Below are 18,032 nucleotides of genomic sequence, written 5' to 3'. Positions count from 1 at the left end.
TTTCATTTGCAGGAGCAGTCATGGCAGTCAGCGTTTTCGATCTCTTCAAAGTCGGCATCGGACCTTCCAGCTCGCACACCGTCGGCCCGATGCGCGCCGCGCTCATGTTCGCGCAAGGGCTCGAACGCGACGCGCTGCTGGACGCGGTGACATCGGTCAAATGCGAGCTGCACGGCTCGCTCGGCGCCACGGGGAAGGGCCACGGCACGGATCGCGGCGTCATGCTCGGACTGTTGGGCGACGCGCCGGACACCGTCGATGCCAGCACCATCGTGCCGCGACTCGAAGCGGTGCGCGCAACGAAGACGCTCGCCTTGCTCGGCAAGCACGAAATCCCGTTCACGGTGAAGGACAACATCGCGTTCTATCGGCAGGCGCTGCCCGAGCATCCGAACGGCATGAAGCTCTATGCGTTCGATGCCAGCGGCCAGTTGCTACGCGAAGCCACGTATCTTTCGGTGGGCGGCGGCTTCGTCGTGACGGCGGGCGCGCCGAATACGGCGGTGCTCACGGCGCACGCGCAATTGCCGTATCCGTTCCAGACCGGCGACGAACTGCTGAAGATGTGCGCCGAATCCGGCAAGTCGATTGCGCAACTGATGTGGGAGAACGAGTGCGTCTGGCGCAGCCCCGACGAAATCCGCGCGGGCCTCTTGCATATCTGGGAGGTGATGCAGGATTGCGTCGCGCGCGGGTGCGGCATCGGCAATCCGGATGCGGAAGGGCATCTGCCGGGGCCGTTTCAGGTGAAGCGGCGCGCGCCGCAACTTTATCGCGCGCTGACGGGACGGCCCGAGCAGGCGTTGCGCGACCCGCTTTCGATGATCGACTGGATCAACCTGTACGCCATCGCGGTCAACGAAGAAAACGCGGTCGGCGGCCGCGTCGTGACGGCGCCGACCAATGGCGCGGCGGGCATCATCCCGGCCGTGCTGCATTACTACGACCGCTTCGTGCCGGGCTCGAATGCGCAAGGCGTGATCGACTTCCTGTTGACGGCGGCGGCTATCGGCATTCTGTACAAGATGAACGCGTCGATATCGGGCGCGGAAGTGGGATGCCAGGGCGAAGTGGGCGTCGCCTGCTCGATGGCGGCGGGCGGCCTCGCGGCGGTGCTCGGCGGCACGCCTGCGCAGGTGGAGAACGCGGCGGAGATCGGCATGGAGCACAACCTCGGGCTCACGTGCGATCCCGTGGGCGGCATGGTGCAGATCCCGTGCATCGAGCGCAACGCGATGGGCTCGGTCAAGGCGGTCAACGCGGCGCGCATGGCGATGCGCGGCGATGGCTCGCACTACGTGTCGCTGGATTCGGTCATCAAGACCATGCGCGAGACAGGGGCCGATATGAAGACGAAGTATAAGGAGACGTCGCGCGGGGGATTGGCGGTGAATATTGTGGAGTGTTGAGTTTTTGCTGTGTGCTGGCAGGCGTTCCATCCTGCGAGTGCAACATTTCTTGTACTGAGCGCGCGGCGTCGGTTGAGCGGCTAGCATGGTCGGAGCCAAAACGAATCTATCGACCGCATCCTCGATGCCTGTCTGACGATGACTGCGCACCGCTCAATGCGTCGGTAGAAATACCTGAGAGAAACGCATTGAAACCGAAGGACCTTGCCGCGCACAGGGATGCGTCTAAAACGCTCAGCGGTTCCCCGAAATTCCGGCCAATGGTCAAGCAGCGATGGCCGAAGCCCTTCAACAAGATGGCTCGGCCCCGCGTTCAGGCGACCGACCTCATTCCAGTTTCAGCCGATCACGCCGTGCTTTTCCTGTGGCGCGATGGCGATCAAATCGAAGACCGCTCGTTTTACGGACACCTGGTCTGCACAATGCCGCGTGGCGACATATACCCGCTCTTCGAACTGCATTACCATCCGAGTCACAAGGGGTTGCACTGCAAGCTGCCCTGCAATACGTCGAGCGATTACACAAATCGCTTGTTGCCCGGCGCACCCGAACTCGATCTGAAGTTGCCCAGACGCTTTGACCCGCGTGCCGCCACTGACCGTGCCGCGCTTATCGTATTCTTTTGCAACGCTGTAGGCATAACCATCTCCAACGATCAGGACGGACAAGGCGATCTATTGTGCTAGTAGACCCGCTCAAACAAACGCTCTGCTCTTTGTTCGAAGTGCACGCCGATACCAACGGCGTGCAGCGAATCGTGACGCCGTTGCAGTATCCGGGAACGGGGGATCATGTGGTCGTGCGCATTCGTCCGTCCCAGGGCGGCTATTCGATTGATGAAAACGGAGAAGCCTGCTTCAACGCAGGCATGATGGGCGGGGAAGTGGAATCGGGCGCCGTGGAACGCTGGTCGCAGGAAATCGCGCAGTGGAGTCCCGTTCGGCTGTGCGAGGACGAAGTCATCCGCGCCTCGACCTCAGACGAACGTCTTCTTGCGCCTTACGTCTTTCGTGTGGCCGAGGCGGCACAGCAGCTCTTCGCGGTCGCGACATCCCGCGTCGAGCGTCAGCAGTCGAGTGATTTCAAAGGACGGCTCACCCGCGCGATCGCGGATATCGCCGCCGAGTTCGGGCTCGAGCACCGGTCGGAAGTCGAATTGCCGATTTCCGGCGGGCTTGTTGCCGATCATGTCATTGAGACGCCGACGCCCTCCATCGTCATCGCCGCGACTTCAGCCAAGCGGCTGCTGGAAGGCGAACTCATTCACCTGCAATATCGTGCCGAGAAACTTCCGGGCTCCGTGCTGGCCATTGCGGAAAGTCAGTTGGCGGTCGGCAAGACGGAGTTCGAGCGCGCCAACTACTACACATGGAAGACGGTCGTTTTCGACGCGCGCAATCTTCGCAGTCTCATAAGCTCCGTCCTGCATTGAGACGGATGCTCACGCCCCAATCAAATTAACCACCTTCACATTCCGCGTATCCGGCACTTCCGCATAAGACAGCACCTTCAGCTGCGGCAAGCTCCGGCGCAGGAACCGCGCGAGCATCGCGCGCAGCGAATGCTGCACGAGCAGTACCGGCGGCAAGCCCAGATTCTGCTGACGCATGATCGCGTTCTGCGTCGAGTTCATCAGCGTCTGCGCGAGTCCCGGCTCCAGTCCCGGATTCGGCCCCGTCGATAGCGCCTGCGACAGCACGCGCTCCAGCGTCGGATCGAGGCCCATCACCTGCAAATCGTCCGCGCCCGGATACCACTGTTGCGTGATCGCGCGACCGAGCGCGAGACGCACCGCCGACGTGAGTTCGTACGGATCCGAAATGCGCGGCGCGTGTTCCTGCAACGCGTCGAGAATCGTGCGCATGTCGCGGATCGGCACGCTTTCGTCGAGCAGGTTTTGCAGCACCTTTTGCAGCGTCGTGAGGGAAAGCGTCTTCGGCACGAGGTCTTCCGTGAGCGACGGCGTGTCCTTGCCGATACGCTCCAGGAGCGCCTGCACTTCCTGTCGGCCGAGCAGTTCCGCGGCATGCGTGACGACGAGGTGATTCAAGTGCGTCGCGACCACCGTGCTCGCATCCACCACCGTATAGCCGTACACCTGCGCCTGTTCGCGCATGTTCGTCTCGATCCACACCGCCGGCAGGCCGAACGCCGGATCGGTCGTCTGCGTGCCCGGCAGCGCCGCCGATACCTGACCCGGATTGATCGCGAGCCATTGGCCGGGGAACGCCTCGCCCACGCCGACTTCCACGCCCTTCAGCGCAATGCGATAGCCGTTCGGCCGCAATTCCAGGTTGTCGCGAATATGGATGACCGGCGGCAGGAAGCCGATCTCCTGCGCGAACTTCTTGCGAATGCCCTTGATGCGCTTCAGCAGTTCGCCATCCGCGTTGCGATCCACGAGCGGAATCAGGCGGTAGCCCACTTCGAGCCCGAGCGGATCGATGAGCGCCACGTCTTCCCAGCTCGCCTCCGCATTCTCGGCCGATGCCGCCACGGCCGATGCGATCGGCGTGACATCCGTGACCGCGCTCGTCTTCTTGTTCGCGGCGCGCTTGTTCATCGTGCGCGCGGCGTAGATGAGACCGCCGCCCAGCAGCATGAACGCGAAGTGCGGCATGCCCGGAATCAGTCCCATCACGCCGATGATCACGCCGGTAATCATCAACACGCGCGGGTTCTGGAACAACTGGCCGGTCAGCTGCGTGCCGATGTCCTCATCGGTCGCGACGCGCGAGACGATCACGCCCGCCGCCGTCGAGATGATGAGCGACGGAATCTGCGCGACGAGGCCATCGCCGATGGTGAGGAGCGTGTAGTTGGTCGCCGCGTGCCCGAAGTCCATGTCGTGCTGAAGCATGCCGACGATCAGGCCGCCCACCACGTTGATGACCATGATGAGCAAGCCCGCGATGGCGTCGCCGCGCACGAACTTCGACGCGCCGTCCATCGAGCCGTAGAACTCGGCTTCCTGCGCGACGCTCTGGCGGCGCTTCTTCGCCGTGTCCTCGTTGATGAGACCGGCGTTCAGGTCGGCGTCGATCGCCATCTGTTTGCCGGGCATCGCGTCGAGCGTGAAGCGCGCGCCGACTTCCGCGATACGTCCGGCGCCCTTCGTGATGACCATGAAGTTGATGATCATCAGGATCACGAACACGACGATACCGACCGCGAAGTTCCCGCCGACGAGAAAGTGCCCGAACGACTCGATCACCTGTCCCGCCGCGTCCGGGCCGGTGTGGCCTTGCAACAGCACGATACGCGTCGACGCGACGTTCAGCGACAGGCGCAGCAGCGTGGAGAACAACAGCACGCTCGGGAACGCCGCGAAGTCGAGCGGCTTTTGCGTGTACATGCTGACGAGCAGCACCATCACCGACAGCGCGATGTTGAACGTGAAAAGCAGATCCAGCAGAAACGCCGGCAACGGCAGAATCATCATGCCGAGAATCATGCAGATCAGGATCGGGCCGGCGAGCGCCCGAATGTTCTGCGTGCCCAGCGCGTCGGGGCGTTTGGCGAAAAATCCTGCGCGCGCGTTCATGCTGCGGCTCCCTTGTCAGTGTTACCGTCGTTCAGGGCTTCGGCAGCTTCCTGATCGGCGTCGGCGTCGGATACGCCGCCTTTGTCCAGTTCCTTCGGAACGTCGAGATCGGTGGGATCGTCCGGCTTGATGCCGCCGTCTTCCTTGTAGCGCTTCAACTGGTAGACCCACGCCAGCACTTGCGCGACCGCGCCGTACAACGCGCCCGGAATCTCGCGGTTGATCTCCACGTTGTGATACAGCGCCCGCGCGAGCGGCGGCGCTTCGAGCAGCGGCACGTTGTTTTCGCGGCCCAGTTCGCGGATGCGCGCGGCCACCAGATTCACGCCCTTCGCGACGACGCGCGGCGCGCGCATCTCGCCGTCCGTGTACTTCAGCGCGACGGCGAAGTGCGTCGGGTTCGTCACGATCACGTCGGCGGTCGGAATGGCCTGCATCATGCGGCGGCGGGCGGCCGCGCGCTGCTGCGCGCGGATGCGGCCCTTCACGTGCGGATCGCCTTCACTTTCCTTGTGCTCGCGCTTCACTTCTTCCTTGCTCATGCGCAGCTTCTTCGCGTACGACCACATCTGATACGGCACGTCGACGGCGGCGACGAGAAACAGTCCGCCGATCGCCATGCCGCAACACACGACGATGAGGTGCATGGCGTCGGCGAGCGCGATGCCGAGCGGCTTCGTGAGCAGTCCGAGCACTTCGGCCTTGCGGCTCCAGATTTCCCAGCCCGCCACGCCGCCGACGATGAGCGTCTTCAACACGGACATGCCGAGCTGGATCGGGCCTTGAATCGAGAAGATCTTGCCAAGCCCGCTGATCGGGTTGAGGCGCCCGAAGTTCGGCGCGAGCGGCTTGGTGGTGATGAGCCAGCCGCCGAGCGCCATCGGCGCGGCAAGCGCGGCGAACGCGGTCATCGCGAGCACGGGCAGCACGGCGAGCATGCCTTCCTTGCTGGCGTTGGCCGCGCCGATCATCGTCTGGCGCGTGTCCAGCACGACGTCGTGATTGAACGTGAAGGCGTTGCGCAGAATCGACTGCAAGTGTCCGCTGATGGACCCGGACAGCGCCAGCACACCGAAAAATCCCGCCGCCAGCAGCGCGAACGACGCGAATTCCCGCGAGCGCGCAACCTGACCTTCCTCCCGCGCCTTTTCCAGGCGCTTGGGAGTGGCTGATTCGGTTTTTTCGAGATCGCTTTCTTCTGCCACTGCGTGCTCCGCTTCGTGCTTCGTTGCCCACGGCATGAAGCCGCTTTCTGATGCAAACGATTATTGCGGAAGGCGTCGAGTGGCTATCGGGGGATTAAGTCGGGGAAAGGGGGGTTAATCGACGGATAAACGAAAACGGCGCGCGACCTCGTGCGAGGTCGCGCGCCGCGATGACGAATCGGCAAGACGATCAAACGCCCGGCACGCGCCCGTCCGGGCCGTAGAACCCGGCCTTCGACGGCGCGACGTGCAAGGCGGCGAGCGCCTTGCGGTTGTATTCCATGCGCGTGCGGATCAACACGCCGTTGTTGTTGTTGCCCTGTTTCGCGCGCCGGGCGGCGGCGCAGAGCAGCTTCCATTGCTCGGCGATGCGGGCATCGACTTCGGCGGCGGCTTCCATGCCGGCGAATCCGCCCGGAAAACCGAGCGCGTTCAGATGCGCGTCGCGCTCTTTTTCGAGCCCGCTGATGCGCTCGGTCAGCGCCGTCTTCTGGCCGATGATTTCCGGCAGCGCGGCAAGCGGCTGCGCGGCGATCAGGGCTTTTTCCTCGTGCTCGAGGAGGGCTTCGAAGGCCTGAACGGCGGCGACTTCTTCGGTGACAGTGGCAAGCAGGGCGTCTCTCATTGCAGCTCGCTAAAAACGCGGTTCATAAGCGCCGCCCGGCTCCTGTCCACTTCGCGCGCCGGGACGTTGCCCGGGCCGTTGCGTTCAGCCGCCGGTCGGCGGGGTTCTCGTTTGCAGCAGGTCGCGCGCGGTGCTCAAAATGCCGTCGGCGATCTTGCTGGTGTCCATCTTCAGGCTGCCGTCGCGAATCGCGGCCTTGATCGATTCGACCTTCGCCGTATCGATGTCCGAGCCGTTCGACGCGCGCAGGTCCGACGACAAGGTCGACAGGCTGACCGTCGACTGGCCGGCGCTGCCGTTCGCTTGCGCGGTCGGCGCGGCAGTCTTCGCATCGCCTTGCGATGCACGTTGCAGCCCGTCTTGCAGGCCGCTCAAGGTCGTGTTGCTATTCGATTCGATTTTCACGATGTCCATTCCCGAACGTGTTGAGTCCTTTATCGGCGGTGGCTTTGAAAAACTTTACCCTGCCGGGGAAGGCGCAACCTGCTCGGTGCCTGGTCATCTGCCGCTTTGCCTTGTCCCACAAGGCTTCGACGGCTTTGCAACAAATTGCAACAAAACGTCTGGTGCCGCACACAAGCCCGCTTACATGCGGACTTCGACCGTCTGACTGTCCTTCACGATGCCCGTGATGATTTGTCCGCCGGCCGTCTTCACGCGGACTTGCTGGCCGGGCGCGGCGTTGTTCATCGCGCTGCCGTCGGCGGAAATCGAGAAGCCGCTGCCGTCGGCGATTACGTGAACCGTCTGGCCGATCGCCACCGAACTCGCGGCGCGCAGCATGTCCGTGCGCAGCGGCAAGCCGGCCGGCACGCGCGACAACGCCACCGCGCCGACTGCCTGCGACGGATCGGTGACGACGGCTTGCGGCATCGCCGTAAGATCGCCGTCGCGGGCGATGAGATCGGCGCTTGCGAGCACTTCGCCCGGCGCGATGGCGCGCGCGGCGGTGTAGTACGTCGCGTTGATCGAGACGCGCGCCTGCACATACAGCGTCCACGGCCGCTCGCCGACGCAGCGCACGCCCACGGTCACGCGGCCCCACAGACGCGCGCCGGTCGGCATGAACGGATCGAGCGAGGAGCAGGGCGCGAGGCCGCGCGGGAAGACCGGCGTCACGGTGATATCCACCTTGCCGGGCAAGCCTGCTGCCTGCTGCTGAAGGAACGCAAGCGCGGCGACGCGGATGGATTCGCCGTCCTGCGCGGTCGCGGCGGCTGACGGCGTTTGCGCGGCGGCCGTGGCCGGCGAGAAACTCACGCGTTTCATCGGCGAGCCGGCGGCAGCGGCGGCTGAATAATTAGCGGGGCGAATCGGCGATGCAGCGGCGGCCGCGATCGGGCGCGCGCCAGCCGCGCCGGGCGTCGCATCATCGCGCGTGACGACGACCGGCATGACGTCGCGCGATGCGATTTGCCTTGCGCCGGCCGCGCTGGCATCGCCACGCGAGACGGCGACCGGCGCCTTCGCCGGCGCAGCCGCAGCGGGCTTCGCTTCGCCCGTCCCCGGAACCACGATCAGGCCGCCTGCGTCGTCCATGGCGTCGTCGGCGGCTTCGGCGCGCGCTTCCAGCGCGAGCGCGGCGTGGCGCATCGCGGCGTCGGCGGCGCTCGTCGCGGCGCGATAGCCCGATGCCCGCGCGATGTCCGCCACAGGCGCGGGCGTCGGCGCGGGCGCGGCTGGGGCCACGGCTTTCGACGAACCGAAACTCTTTGCCATTTCCGCGACGGCGGCGGGATTCGTCTCCGCGTTGCCCGGAATCGCGATCATGCCGTCGCTCTGCTGCGCGAACGCGCTTGCCGCGAAGCCGAGCATCAGCGACGCGCCCGCCACGCCGCGCGCCGCTGCGCGCGCGCCGCGCTTCATCGCGCTCGCACGCATCGCAGCGTTCGACGACTGTCTGACGGACCTGCTCATCACTGCTCTCCTCGCCGCCGCGTAGCTAGCGACTGCGTACCTGAAGGGATCGGGCCGCGCGCTGCGGCCACTTCGTGCGGTCGCGGCCATGAAAACGCCGCTTCCCACTCTCGACGCAGATTCTAGATACGCCGGGCCGCGCCCAAGCCTCGAATAGAGGCCGCGTTTCCCGGTTATTCATCGGATTAGTTATTGCGCGCCGCTCCTAAGATGCGTGTCATGCAAAAACCCCCCAGCGATCGGGCGGGGACAGGCGACAACCATCCCCGACGGGACCGGAGAAGAAACGAATGCTAGACAGACTCGACAAGGAACTCGCGTTCGGCCGTGAGGCGCTCGATGTGCGCGCTTACCGGCAGGAACTGCTGTCGTCGAATATCGCGAACGCCGACACCCCCGGCTACAAGGCGCGCGATGTCGATTTCTCGACCGCGCTCGCCGGGGCGCTGAAGAAGGACGGCGCGTCCGCCACGGCCTCGAACACGGCGACGCTCAAGATGGCGCAGCCGGTTTCGGTGAGCGCGAGCGGGTCGCTCGCCGTGACCGCGAAGGGCCACATGTCCGGCACCTCGACGCTCACCGCGTCCGGCGGCTCGACCGACGACTACGGCCGACTCGCGTATCGCGTGCCGAGCCAGCCTTCGCTCGACGGCAACACCGTCGATCTCGACGCCGAACGCGTGCAGTTCGCGGACAACGCGCTGCATTTCGAAGCCGGAATGACCGTGATGACCTCGCAGATCAAGTCGATGTTGTCCGCCATCACGTCCAACAGTTAAGAAAGCCATGCCTTCATTGATGAACATTTTCAGCGTCGCCGGTTCGGCGATGTCTGCTCAGGCGCAGCGCCTGAACGTGACCGCGTCGAATCTCGCGAACGCGGACAGCACGACCGGTCCCGACGGCCAGCCGTACAAGGCGAAGCAGGTCGTCTTCGCCGTCGATCCGCTCGGCGGCGCGAAAAGCGGCTCCGGCCAGCAAGTCGGCGGCGTGCAGGTGACGGGCGTCATCGACGATCCGAGCCCGATGAAAACCAGCTACGACCCGACCAACCCGGCGGCCAACGCGGACGGCTATGTGACGCTGCCGAACGTCGATCCGGTGCAGGAAATGGTCAACATGATTTCCGCGTCGCGTTCCTATCAGGCGAACGTCGAGACGCTCAATACCGCCAAGCAATTGATGCTCAAGACTCTGACCATCGGAACCTGAGGAATCCAACCGTGACGACGAACACCACCATCGGCAGCAACGGCACCACGGTGTCGCAGACGCTGCTGGACACCATGAACGGCACGTCGAGCTCGTCCAGCTCGTCGAGCAGCACCAGCAGCACGAGCGGCACGTCCGCTTCGGACTTGCAGAACACATTTCTCACGCTGCTCGTGACGCAGTTGAAGAATCAGGACCCGACGAATCCCGCCGACAGCTCGCAGATGACCTCGCAGCTCGCGCAGATCAACACGGTGACGGGCATCGGTCAGCTGAACACGTCGCTCAGCTCGCTCGCCACGCAGCTTTCCGCGGGCCAGTCCACGCAGGCCGCCATGCTGATCGGTTCGAACGTGCTCGCGCCGGGAAGCAGCATGACGGTATCGAGCGGCGCGTCGTCGACGTTCGGCGTGCAGCTCGCCAACGACGTGAGCGACCTGCAGATCGTCGTGAAGGACAAGTCCGGCAACATCGTCAACACGCTGGATCTCGGCGCGCAAGGCTCGGGCGTCGTGCCGGTATCGGGCTGGACGCCGGTCGACTCGAAGGGCGCCACGCTCGCCGACGGCACCTACACGATCACCGCGCAGGGCACGATCAACGGCCAGCAGGCGACCGCGACGACGCTGTCGGCCTCGCAGGTGCAGAGCGTCGTGCAAATGACGGGCGGCACGCCGGGCCTGAAGCTGGCGAACGGTTCGACCGTCGCGCTGTCGAGCGTCGCTTCGATTCTTTGATTCCACTTTCCTTTGACGCCGGGATGCGCCCGGCGAAGAGATAAACCATGAGCTACCAACAAGCACTGAGCGGCCTCGGCGCCGCGTCGAGCGACCTCGACGTGATCGGCAACAACATCGCGAACGCGAACACCGTCGGCTTCAAGCAGGGCGCCGCGCAGTTCGCGGACATGTACGCGAGTTCGATGGCGACGGCCGTGTCGAACCAGATCGGCATCGGCACGCGCCTCGCGGAAGTCCAGCAGCAGTTCTCGCAAGGCACGATCACGACGACCAACCAGGCGCTCGACGTCGCGATCAACGGCAACGGCTTCTATCAGCTGTCGAACAACGGCTCGACCGTGTATTCGCGCAACGGCGTGTTCCATCTGGACGACAGCGGCAAGATCGTCAACTCGGCGGGCCTGCAACTGATGGGCTACGCGGCCGATTCGGGCGGCGTCGTCAACAGCGCGAGCACGGTGCCGCTCACCGTGCCGACCGCGAACATCGCGCCGACGGCGACGAAGACGATCACCGCTGCGTTCAACCTGAACTCGCAGGACACGAACCACGCGGCGAGCAGCTTCGATCCGACCAACGGCAACACGTACAACGCGTCGACTTCGGTGGATGTGTACGACACGCTCGGCGGCACGCAGAAGGTGTCCGTCTACTTCACGAAGACTGGCACCGGCTCGTGGGAAGCATTCGCGGGCTACGGCGACCCGGTCACGCAAAAGACCGACCTGGGCGCCGTGACGTTCGATTCGTCGGGCAACCTGACGAGCGGCTCGAAGTTCACGTTCACCATTCCGAACGGGGCGGACCCGTCCGGCGCGACGACGCAATCGTTGACGCTCGATCTCTCCGGCACCACGCAGTACGGCGCGAAGAGCGGCCTCACGAATCTGCATCAGGACGGCAACAGCACGGGCGAACTGACGGGCTTCACCGTCGGCACCGACGGCATGCTGACCGGCAATTACTCGAACGGCGAAACGAAGGCGCTCGGGCAAATCGCGGTCGCGAACTTCAACAACCAGAACGGCCTGCAGAACCTCGGCGGCAACGTGTACGCGCAAACGGCCGCTTCGGGCGCGCCGCAAGTGGGCGTGCCGGGCTCGACGAACCACGGCACGCTGCAAGGCGGCGCGGTGGAAAACTCCAACGTCGATCTGACGAGCGAGCTCGTGAATCTGATCACCGCGCAGCGCAACTATCAGGCGAACGCGCAGACGATCAAGACGCAGCAGACCGTCGACCAGACGCTGATCAATCTGTAATCACCGTCCGCACGCACTAGACGCATCAGGAAAGAAGGAAGCGATTCATGGACCGTCTGATCTACACCGCGATGACCGGCGCAAGCCAGTCGCTGGAACAGCAAGCTGTCGTGGCGAACAACCTGGCGAACGCATCGACCACGGGTTTCAAGGCGCAACTCGCGGCGTTCCGTCAGGTGCCGATGTCGTTCGAGAACCAGTCCGCCGACGGCACGACGCGCACTTTCGTGCTCTCGTCCACGCCGACGGCGGATTACTCGGCCGGCCCGATCCAGCAGACCGGCAATCCGCTCGACGTCGCCGTGCAAGGGCCGGGCTGGCTCTCCGTGCAGACGGCGGACGGCGGCGAGGCGTACACGCGCGCCGGCAACCTGCACGTGGACCAGAACGGCCAGCTCGTCACCGCGAACAACCTGCCGGTGCTCGGCAACGGCGGCCCGCTGTCGGTGCCGCCGGGCGCGGAAGTGACCATCGGCAAGGACGGCACGGTGTCCGCGCTGATTCCGGGCGATCCGCCGACCGCGATTGCGACGGTGGATCAGCTGAAGCTCGTCAATCCGGACCCGGCCACGCTCTCGCGCGGCGACGACGGTCTTTATCGCACCGCGTCGGGCGACCCCGCCGATGCGGACCCGAACGTGGTCGTGGCCGGCGGCGCGCTCGAAGGCAGCAACGTGAACCCGGTCTCCGCGATGGTCTCGATGATCACCAACGCGCGCCAGTTCCAGATGCAGACGAAGCTCATGGAATCGGCGGACCAGAACGAACAATCGGCCAACAAGCTGCTCAACTTCTCCTAAGCGGCCTGCAAGACACTAGGACAACACAGACATGAATCGCTCTCTCTATATCGCCGCGACCGGCATGAATGCGCAGCAGGCGCAGATGGACGTCATTTCGAACAACCTCGCCAACGTGAGCACCAACGGCTTCAAGGGCTCGCGCGCCGTGTTCGAAGATCTGCTGTACCAGACCACGCGCCAGCCGGGCGCGAACTCGACGCAGCAAACCGAACTCGCCTCGGGCGTGCAGCTCGGCACGGGCGTCCAGCAAGTCGCAACGGAACGCCTCTACACGCAGGGCAATCTGCAACAGACGGGCAACTCGAAGGACGTGGCCATCAACGGTCAGGGCTTCTTCCAGGTGACGATGCCCGACGGCACCACGGCCTACACGCGCGACGGCTCGTTCCAAACCAACGCGCAGGGCCAGCTCGTCACGTCGAGCGGCTATCAGCTGAACCCGGCCATCACCATTCCGACCAACGCGACGTCGATCACCATCGGCTCGGACGGCACCGTGTCCATCACGCAGCCGAACTCGACGGCCGCGACGAACGTCGGCTCCATTCAGCTTGCGACCTTCATCAACCCGGCCGGTCTGGAAGCGCGCGGCGAGAACCTGTTCTCCGAGACGGGCAGCTCCGGCGCGCCGAACGTGTCGCAGCCGGGCCTGAACGGCGCGGGCACGTTGCAACAGGGCTATGTCGAAGCGTCGAACGTGAACGTGGTGCAGGAACTGGTCAACATGATCCAGACGCAGCGCGCGTACGAAATCAACAGCAAGGCCGTGACCACGTCGGACCAGATGCTGCAAACGCTTTCTCAGATGCAGGTTTAACCCTCTTTTCAACGGATGAAAACGCAAGGGATGGCGTCACACTAACGCTTCATTCAGCTTCATACGAGTCACCAAGATGTCGCCCACTCAAATCTTCACGCGTGCAGCGGTTGCCGCACTCGTCGCCGCGCTCGGCGCATGCGGCCTCGTGCCGAAGGAGCCGATCGTCCAGCAGCCGATGACCGCGCGTCCGCCGCAGCCGCCCAGCGGCGGGCGCTCGCCCGGCGCGATCTACAACGCGGGCTACGCGGGCCGGCCGCTCTTCGAAGACCAGCGTCCGCGCAATGTCGGCGACATCTTGACCATCGTGATCTCGGAAAACGTGAACGCCACGAAGTCGTCCGCGGCGAACACCAACCGCGGCGGCACCGGCTCGTTCTCCGTGCCGACGACGCCCGGCATCTTCGGCGGGCTCTTCAACAACACGAACCTGTCCGCGACCGGCGCGAACAAGTTCACGGCGGCGGGCGGCGCGAGCGCGGCGAACACGTTCAGCGGCACCCTCACCGTCACCGTCACCGAAGTGCTGCCCAACGGCAACCTGATGGTGAGCGGCGAAAAACAGATGCTCATCAATCAGGGCAACGAATTCGTGCGCTTCTCGGGCGTCGTCAATCCGACGACCATCTCGGGCAGCAACACCGTGTACTCCACGCAGATCGCCGACGCGAAGATCGAATATTCCGCGAAAGGCTATATCGACGAAGCGCAGAACATGGGCTGGCTGCAGCGCTTCTTCCTCAACGTGGCGCCGTTCTGATCATGAATCCGCTTCTTCGTTTCGTTTCGTTCTCGCTCGCGGCCGCGCTCGTGGCCCTGACCTCCGCGCAGCACGCGCACGCCGAGCGCCTGAAAGACCTCGTCTCGTTCCAGGGCGTGCGCGACAACCCGCTGATCGGCTACGGCCTCGTCGTCGGTCTCGACGGCACCGGCGACCAGACCATGCAGACGCCGTTCACCACGCAGAGCTTGACGAACATGCTCGGCAATCTCGGCATCACGGTGAACTCGGCCACGACGCAGAACATGCAGTTGAAGAACGTCGCCGCCGTGATGGTGACGGCGACGCTGCCGCCTTTCGCGCGTCCCGGCGAGGCGATCGACGTCACGGTGTCGTCGCTCGGCAATGCGAAAAGCCTGCGCGGCGGCACGCTGCTCATGTCGCCGCTCAAGGGCGCGGACGGCCAGGTGTACGCGATGGCGCAGGGCAACCTCGTCGTCGGCGGCGCGGGCGCGAGCGCGAACGGCAGCAAGGTGCAGGTGAACCAACTCGCGGTGGGGCGCATTTCGGCGGGCGCCATTGTCGAGCGCGCGGTGCCGGCGGCGTTGCAGCAGCAAGGCGGCGTCATGCAGATGGAACTGCGCGAGATGGACTTCGACACGACGCAGCGCATCGTCGCGGCGGTGAACAACCAGTTCGGCATGGGCACGGCGCTCGCGCTCGACGGCCGCACCATCCAGCTGCGCGCGCCGCAAGACGCCAGCGAGCAGGTGCAGTTCATGGCGCAATTGCAGAACATCGACGTGCGTCCGGCGCAGGCCGCCGCGAAGGTGATTCTCAACGCGCGCACCGGCTCCATCGTGATGAATCAGATGGTCACGCTGCAGAACTGCGCGGTCGCGCACGGCAATCTCTCGGTCGTCATCAACACGCAGACGGCGGTGAGCCAGCCGAACGCGCTCTCGAACGGGCAGACGGTGGCGGCGAAGCAGTCGCAGATTCAGCTGAAGCAGGACAGCGGCGCGCTCAAGATGCTTTCGGCCGGCGCGAATCTCGCGGATGTCGTGAAGGCGCTCAACGCGCTCGGCGCGACGCCCGCGGACCTGATTTCGATTCTCCAGTCGATGAAGGCGGCAGGCGCGCTGCGCGCCGACCTCGAAATCATCTAAGGAGCCCGGCACATGAACTCGAACCTGACGAGCGGCATCGCCAACTCCGCGCTGGCATCGACCGATGGGAGCGGTGGCCTCGCGAATCTCTCGAACCGCTTCGCGCTCGACACGCAGGGCTTCGATGCGCTGCGCGCGCAGGCGCAGGCCAATCCGCAGCAGGGCCTGAAGGCGGCCGCCAAGCAGTTCGACGCCGTCTTCACGCAGATGATGCTCAAGAGCATGCGCGACGCGACGCCGTCCGACAGCCCGTTCGATTCCAACGATTCGAAGTCCTTCACCGCGATGCTCGACCAGCAGTTGTCGCAGCAGATGTCCTCGAAGGGCATCGGCGTGGCGGACATGATGCTCAAGCAGCTGATGCGCAACGCAGGCGGCAAGACCGACGCGGGCGGCATGGGCGGCGGCGCCAACGCGATGACCGCGATGAACGCGATGAGCGGGCTCTCGGGCGGCGGCGGCGATATCGAATCGAACGCGGGCAACATCGCCGCGATGAACGCGATGGCGAAAGCCTACGCAGCCGCGCAGGCCAACAAGAACGGCGCGTCGCTCTCGGAAGGCAAAGGGTATACGGCGGCTAGCGCGCTCGAACCGCCGGCCCACGGCGTCGGCTCCGACAAGGTGAATGCGTTCGTCGAGCGGCTCGCTGCGCCCGCGCAGGCGGCGAGCGCGGCGACCGGCATTCCGGCGCGCTTCATCATCGGCCAGGCGGCGCTGGAATCGGGCTGGGGCAAGCGCGAGATCAAGCACGCGAACGGCGCGACGAGCCACAACATCTTCGGCGTGAAGGCGACGCCCGGCTGGACCGGCAAGACGGTCGATTCGGTCACGACCGAGTACGTCAACGGCCAGCCGAAAAAGGTCGTCGAGCGTTTCCGCGCCTACGATTCGTACGAAGATGCGCTCAACGACTACGCGAGCGTCATCAAGAACAATCCGCGCTATGCGCCGGTGATCGAGGCGTCGCGCGACGTGGCGGGCTTCGCGCACGGCATGCAGAAGGCTGGCTACGCGACCGATCCCCACTACGCGAAGAAGCTGATTTCGATCATGCGACAGATCGCCTGACGACGCGCCGATAAGGTGCATCGCGCGGAAGATAACGGACCACGTGTCCAGCAAACGTTTTACGTCGGATGGGACGGCGCACCACATAAGAAAGTTGCGAGCGCGCCTAAACTTTCCAACAGGCATGCCGCTAACCCGAAGACGACAGTGCCGGATCGATAGCGGTCCGGCGAGCCGCGCGGCGTGGGCCGCAGGCGATGCGCGGGCAAAATGGACACGGCTAGCACCATGAATAGTTATCAGAAACACGACGTCGCCGAGGAAGACAGCGACCACAACGTGGATTTCGGACGCCGGAATCCGCTGGAAATCGGCGTAGCCCTGCGCAATCTGGCCAATCGCGGCGATTTCCTGACCGCGCAATATGGCGACGCGCAGATCGTCACGCGACTCCTCGATGTCGATGTGACGTCGCACCGCTTCACGTTCGACTGGGGCGGCGTCGCGGAGCAGAACCGCGATGTGCTGCAAGCGCCGAAGCTGATTTTCCACGCGGCGCCGGATGGCGTGCGCGTCGAGTTCACGACGGCCACGCCGCGCGAGACGACGTTTGACGGCCGTCCGGCTTTCGAGGCGGAATTTCCGTCGGTGCTGTACTACATGCAGCGCCGCGAATACTTCCGCGTGGAAGCGCCGGTGCTGGACCCGTACATTTGCAGCGGCTCGCTGCCGGGCGGCGACCGGTTCCGTTTCGAGGTGCATGATTTGTCGCTGGGCGGCGTGGCGTTACGCACGACCGACGAGCGCGTGGCCGACATGGAACTGGGCGTGGAAATTCAGGATGCCGAACTGCACTTCACTGCGACGGGCAAGGTGACGCTCGATATGAAGCTGGTGTCGCATCGCGAGTCGACTACGCTCAAGGGCGACCGGCGGTTCACGCTCGGGTTCAAGTTCACTTCGATGCCGGGGTCGGCGGAGAATACGCTGCAGCGGCTTATTACTCAGCTTGAGATGAAGCGGCGGGCTCTCGCCCGGTGATCCCTTTTGCGGTTTCTTGGAACCGCAATTGGACCGCTTTTCTTTCTTCGCTTGTGCGTTGCTGTGTCCCGAGGCGTCGGTTCGCGGTCTTCCTTTCGTGGAACTTGTAGTCGCGTCGGTCTATTGGCGTTGCCCCTTCCTAGGGCGGGGCGCGCGCCAGTAACTTGCCGCTTGTTTCGCGAAACTTGTATTCGTGTCGGTCTATTGGCGTTGCCCCTTCCCGGGGCGGGGGTTACTTTCTTTGCTGCTGCAAAGAAAGTAACCAAAGAAAGCAGCTTTTTTGCCCGCGGTTTCGAATGAAGGTGCACTCCGCACAAATGCATTGGCACTCAGCTTGAATCAGCCCTGAATCACCCTCCACGCCCGCTGTCCGCCACGTCCTCCGAGCCCCTTGGCTCGACAGAACCAGTGAAATACTTCGCACCACTGAACGACAAAGTCAACTGAACGTGTCTTAGGCGTGCCACGCCGCCCTAGGCCCAGCAGGCCGACGCCCGACACGTGCCCGCGCGTCGGCGCTCATTGCGACTTCTCTCTATCCCTGTCGCGCGTCCAT

General features: G+C 64.5%; 19 protein-coding genes. 13 read left to right on the top strand and 6 right to left on the bottom strand.

Annotation, left to right across the window (positions count from 1 at the left end):
* The first annotated feature begins 20 nt into the window (after window positions 1-20).
* Window positions 21-1,409, top strand: coding sequence for an L-serine ammonia-lyase (locus tag JYK05_RS12890; protein WP_206467231.1), 1,389 nt, complete (start codon window positions 21-23; stop codon window positions 1,407-1,409).
* A 338-nt stretch (window positions 1,410-1,747) separates the two neighbouring features.
* Here JYK05_RS12890 and JYK05_RS12885 read toward each other — a convergent pair whose 3' ends face one another.
* Window positions 1,748-2,077 carry a hypothetical protein gene (locus tag JYK05_RS12885; protein WP_175938583.1) on the bottom strand — a complete coding sequence of 110 codons (330 nt, stop codon included), beginning with the start codon at window positions 2,075-2,077 and terminating at the stop codon, window positions 1,748-1,750.
* Between the two features lie 125 nt (window positions 2,078-2,202).
* Between JYK05_RS12885 and JYK05_RS12880 the strand changes: the two genes are divergently transcribed.
* Complete coding sequence (locus JYK05_RS12880; RefSeq protein ID WP_241269807.1) at window positions 2,203-2,841, top strand: hypothetical protein; 639 nt, start codon at window positions 2,203-2,205, stop codon at window positions 2,839-2,841.
* 9 nt (window positions 2,842-2,850) lie between these two features.
* Here JYK05_RS12880 and flhA read toward each other — a convergent pair whose 3' ends face one another.
* The 4 genes from flhA to flgM all read right to left on the bottom strand — a co-directional run bounded on the left by flhA (window position 2,851) and on the right by flgM (window position 7,188).
* The gene (gene flhA / locus JYK05_RS12875) at window positions 2,851-4,953 is read right to left on the bottom strand and encodes a flagellar biosynthesis protein FlhA (protein WP_206467229.1); all 2,103 of its coding nucleotides are present in this window, start codon (window positions 4,951-4,953) and stop codon (window positions 2,851-2,853) included.
* Window positions 4,950-6,158: a flagellar biosynthesis protein FlhB gene (gene flhB / locus JYK05_RS12870; RefSeq protein WP_206468289.1), complete on the bottom strand. Its 1,209-nt coding sequence runs from the start codon at window positions 6,156-6,158 to the stop codon at window positions 4,950-4,952. The genes flhA and flhB overlap by 4 nt, the downstream gene beginning before the upstream one ends.
* Before the next feature lie 190 nt (window positions 6,159-6,348).
* Window positions 6,349-6,783, bottom strand: coding sequence for a flagella synthesis protein FlgN (locus tag JYK05_RS12865; RefSeq protein WP_206467228.1), 435 nt, complete (start codon window positions 6,781-6,783; stop codon window positions 6,349-6,351).
* A gap of 84 nt (window positions 6,784-6,867) precedes the next feature.
* Window positions 6,868-7,188: a flagellar biosynthesis anti-sigma factor FlgM gene (flgM, locus tag JYK05_RS12860; RefSeq protein WP_175940550.1), complete on the bottom strand. Its 321-nt coding sequence runs from the start codon at window positions 7,186-7,188 to the stop codon at window positions 6,868-6,870.
* Window position 7,189: 1 nt separating this feature from the next.
* Here flgM and JYK05_RS12855 point away from each other — a divergent pair, with 1 nt between their 5' ends.
* Window positions 7,190-7,393, top strand: coding sequence for a hypothetical protein (locus JYK05_RS12855; RefSeq protein WP_175938574.1), 204 nt, complete (start codon window positions 7,190-7,192; stop codon window positions 7,391-7,393).
* On the opposite strand, the gene flgA is transcribed toward JYK05_RS12855, so the two are convergent.
* Window positions 7,369-8,700 carry a flagellar basal body P-ring formation chaperone FlgA gene (flgA, locus tag JYK05_RS12850; protein ID WP_206467227.1) on the bottom strand — a complete coding sequence of 444 codons (1,332 nt, stop codon included), beginning with the start codon at window positions 8,698-8,700 and terminating at the stop codon, window positions 7,369-7,371. The two genes, JYK05_RS12855 and flgA, sit on opposite strands and share 25 nt — an antisense overlap.
* 290 nt (window positions 8,701-8,990) lie before the next feature.
* Here flgA and flgB point away from each other — a divergent pair, with 290 nt between their 5' ends.
* The 10 genes from flgB (at window position 8,991) to JYK05_RS12800 (ending at window position 17,476) form a co-directional block, all read left to right on the top strand.
* Window positions 8,991-9,479, top strand: coding sequence for a flagellar basal body rod protein FlgB (gene flgB / locus JYK05_RS12845; RefSeq protein WP_206467226.1), 489 nt, complete (start codon window positions 8,991-8,993; stop codon window positions 9,477-9,479).
* A gap of 7 nt (window positions 9,480-9,486) precedes the next feature.
* Complete coding sequence (gene flgC / locus JYK05_RS12840; RefSeq protein ID WP_175938568.1) at window positions 9,487-9,912, top strand: flagellar basal body rod protein FlgC; 426 nt, start codon at window positions 9,487-9,489, stop codon at window positions 9,910-9,912.
* Window positions 9,913-9,923: 11 nt separating this feature from the next.
* Complete coding sequence (locus JYK05_RS12835; RefSeq protein ID WP_175938567.1) at window positions 9,924-10,649, top strand: flagellar hook assembly protein FlgD; 726 nt, start codon at window positions 9,924-9,926, stop codon at window positions 10,647-10,649.
* 47 nt (window positions 10,650-10,696) lie between these two features.
* A complete protein-coding gene (gene flgE, locus JYK05_RS12830; RefSeq protein WP_206467225.1) occupies window positions 10,697-11,914 on the top strand; it encodes a flagellar hook protein FlgE in 1,218 nt (405 codons plus the stop codon).
* A 47-nt stretch (window positions 11,915-11,961) separates the two neighbouring features.
* The gene (gene flgF / locus JYK05_RS12825) at window positions 11,962-12,714 is read left to right on the top strand and encodes a flagellar basal-body rod protein FlgF (RefSeq protein WP_175938563.1); all 753 of its coding nucleotides are present in this window, start codon (window positions 11,962-11,964) and stop codon (window positions 12,712-12,714) included.
* Between the two features lie 31 nt (window positions 12,715-12,745).
* Complete coding sequence (gene flgG / locus JYK05_RS12820) at window positions 12,746-13,534, top strand: flagellar basal-body rod protein FlgG (RefSeq protein ID WP_175938561.1); 789 nt, start codon at window positions 12,746-12,748, stop codon at window positions 13,532-13,534.
* Window positions 13,535-13,610: 76 nt separating this feature from the next.
* On the top strand, window positions 13,611-14,294 hold the full coding sequence (locus JYK05_RS12815) for a flagellar basal body L-ring protein FlgH (RefSeq protein WP_206467224.1): 684 nt from the start codon (window positions 13,611-13,613) through the stop codon (window positions 14,292-14,294).
* A gap of 2 nt (window positions 14,295-14,296) precedes the next feature.
* Window positions 14,297-15,424 (top strand): flagellar basal body P-ring protein FlgI, encoded by a 1,128-nt coding sequence (locus tag JYK05_RS12810; protein ID WP_175938557.1) that lies wholly within the window; start codon window positions 14,297-14,299, stop codon window positions 15,422-15,424.
* 12 nt (window positions 15,425-15,436) lie between these two features.
* Entirely contained in the window at window positions 15,437-16,495 is a 1,059-nt protein-coding gene (flgJ, locus tag JYK05_RS12805) for a flagellar assembly peptidoglycan hydrolase FlgJ (protein WP_175938555.1), read from the top strand.
* A gap of 228 nt (window positions 16,496-16,723) precedes the next feature.
* Entirely contained in the window at window positions 16,724-17,476 is a 753-nt protein-coding gene (locus JYK05_RS12800; protein WP_175938554.1) for a flagellar brake protein, read from the top strand.
* The last annotated feature ends 556 nt before the right edge of the window (window positions 17,477-18,032 follow it).

It is taken from the genome of Caballeronia sp. M1242 (assembly GCF_017220215.1).
Lineage (GTDB): Bacteria > Pseudomonadota > Gammaproteobacteria > Burkholderiales > Burkholderiaceae > Caballeronia.
This window is presented reverse-complemented; position numbering and strand designations above follow the sequence as displayed.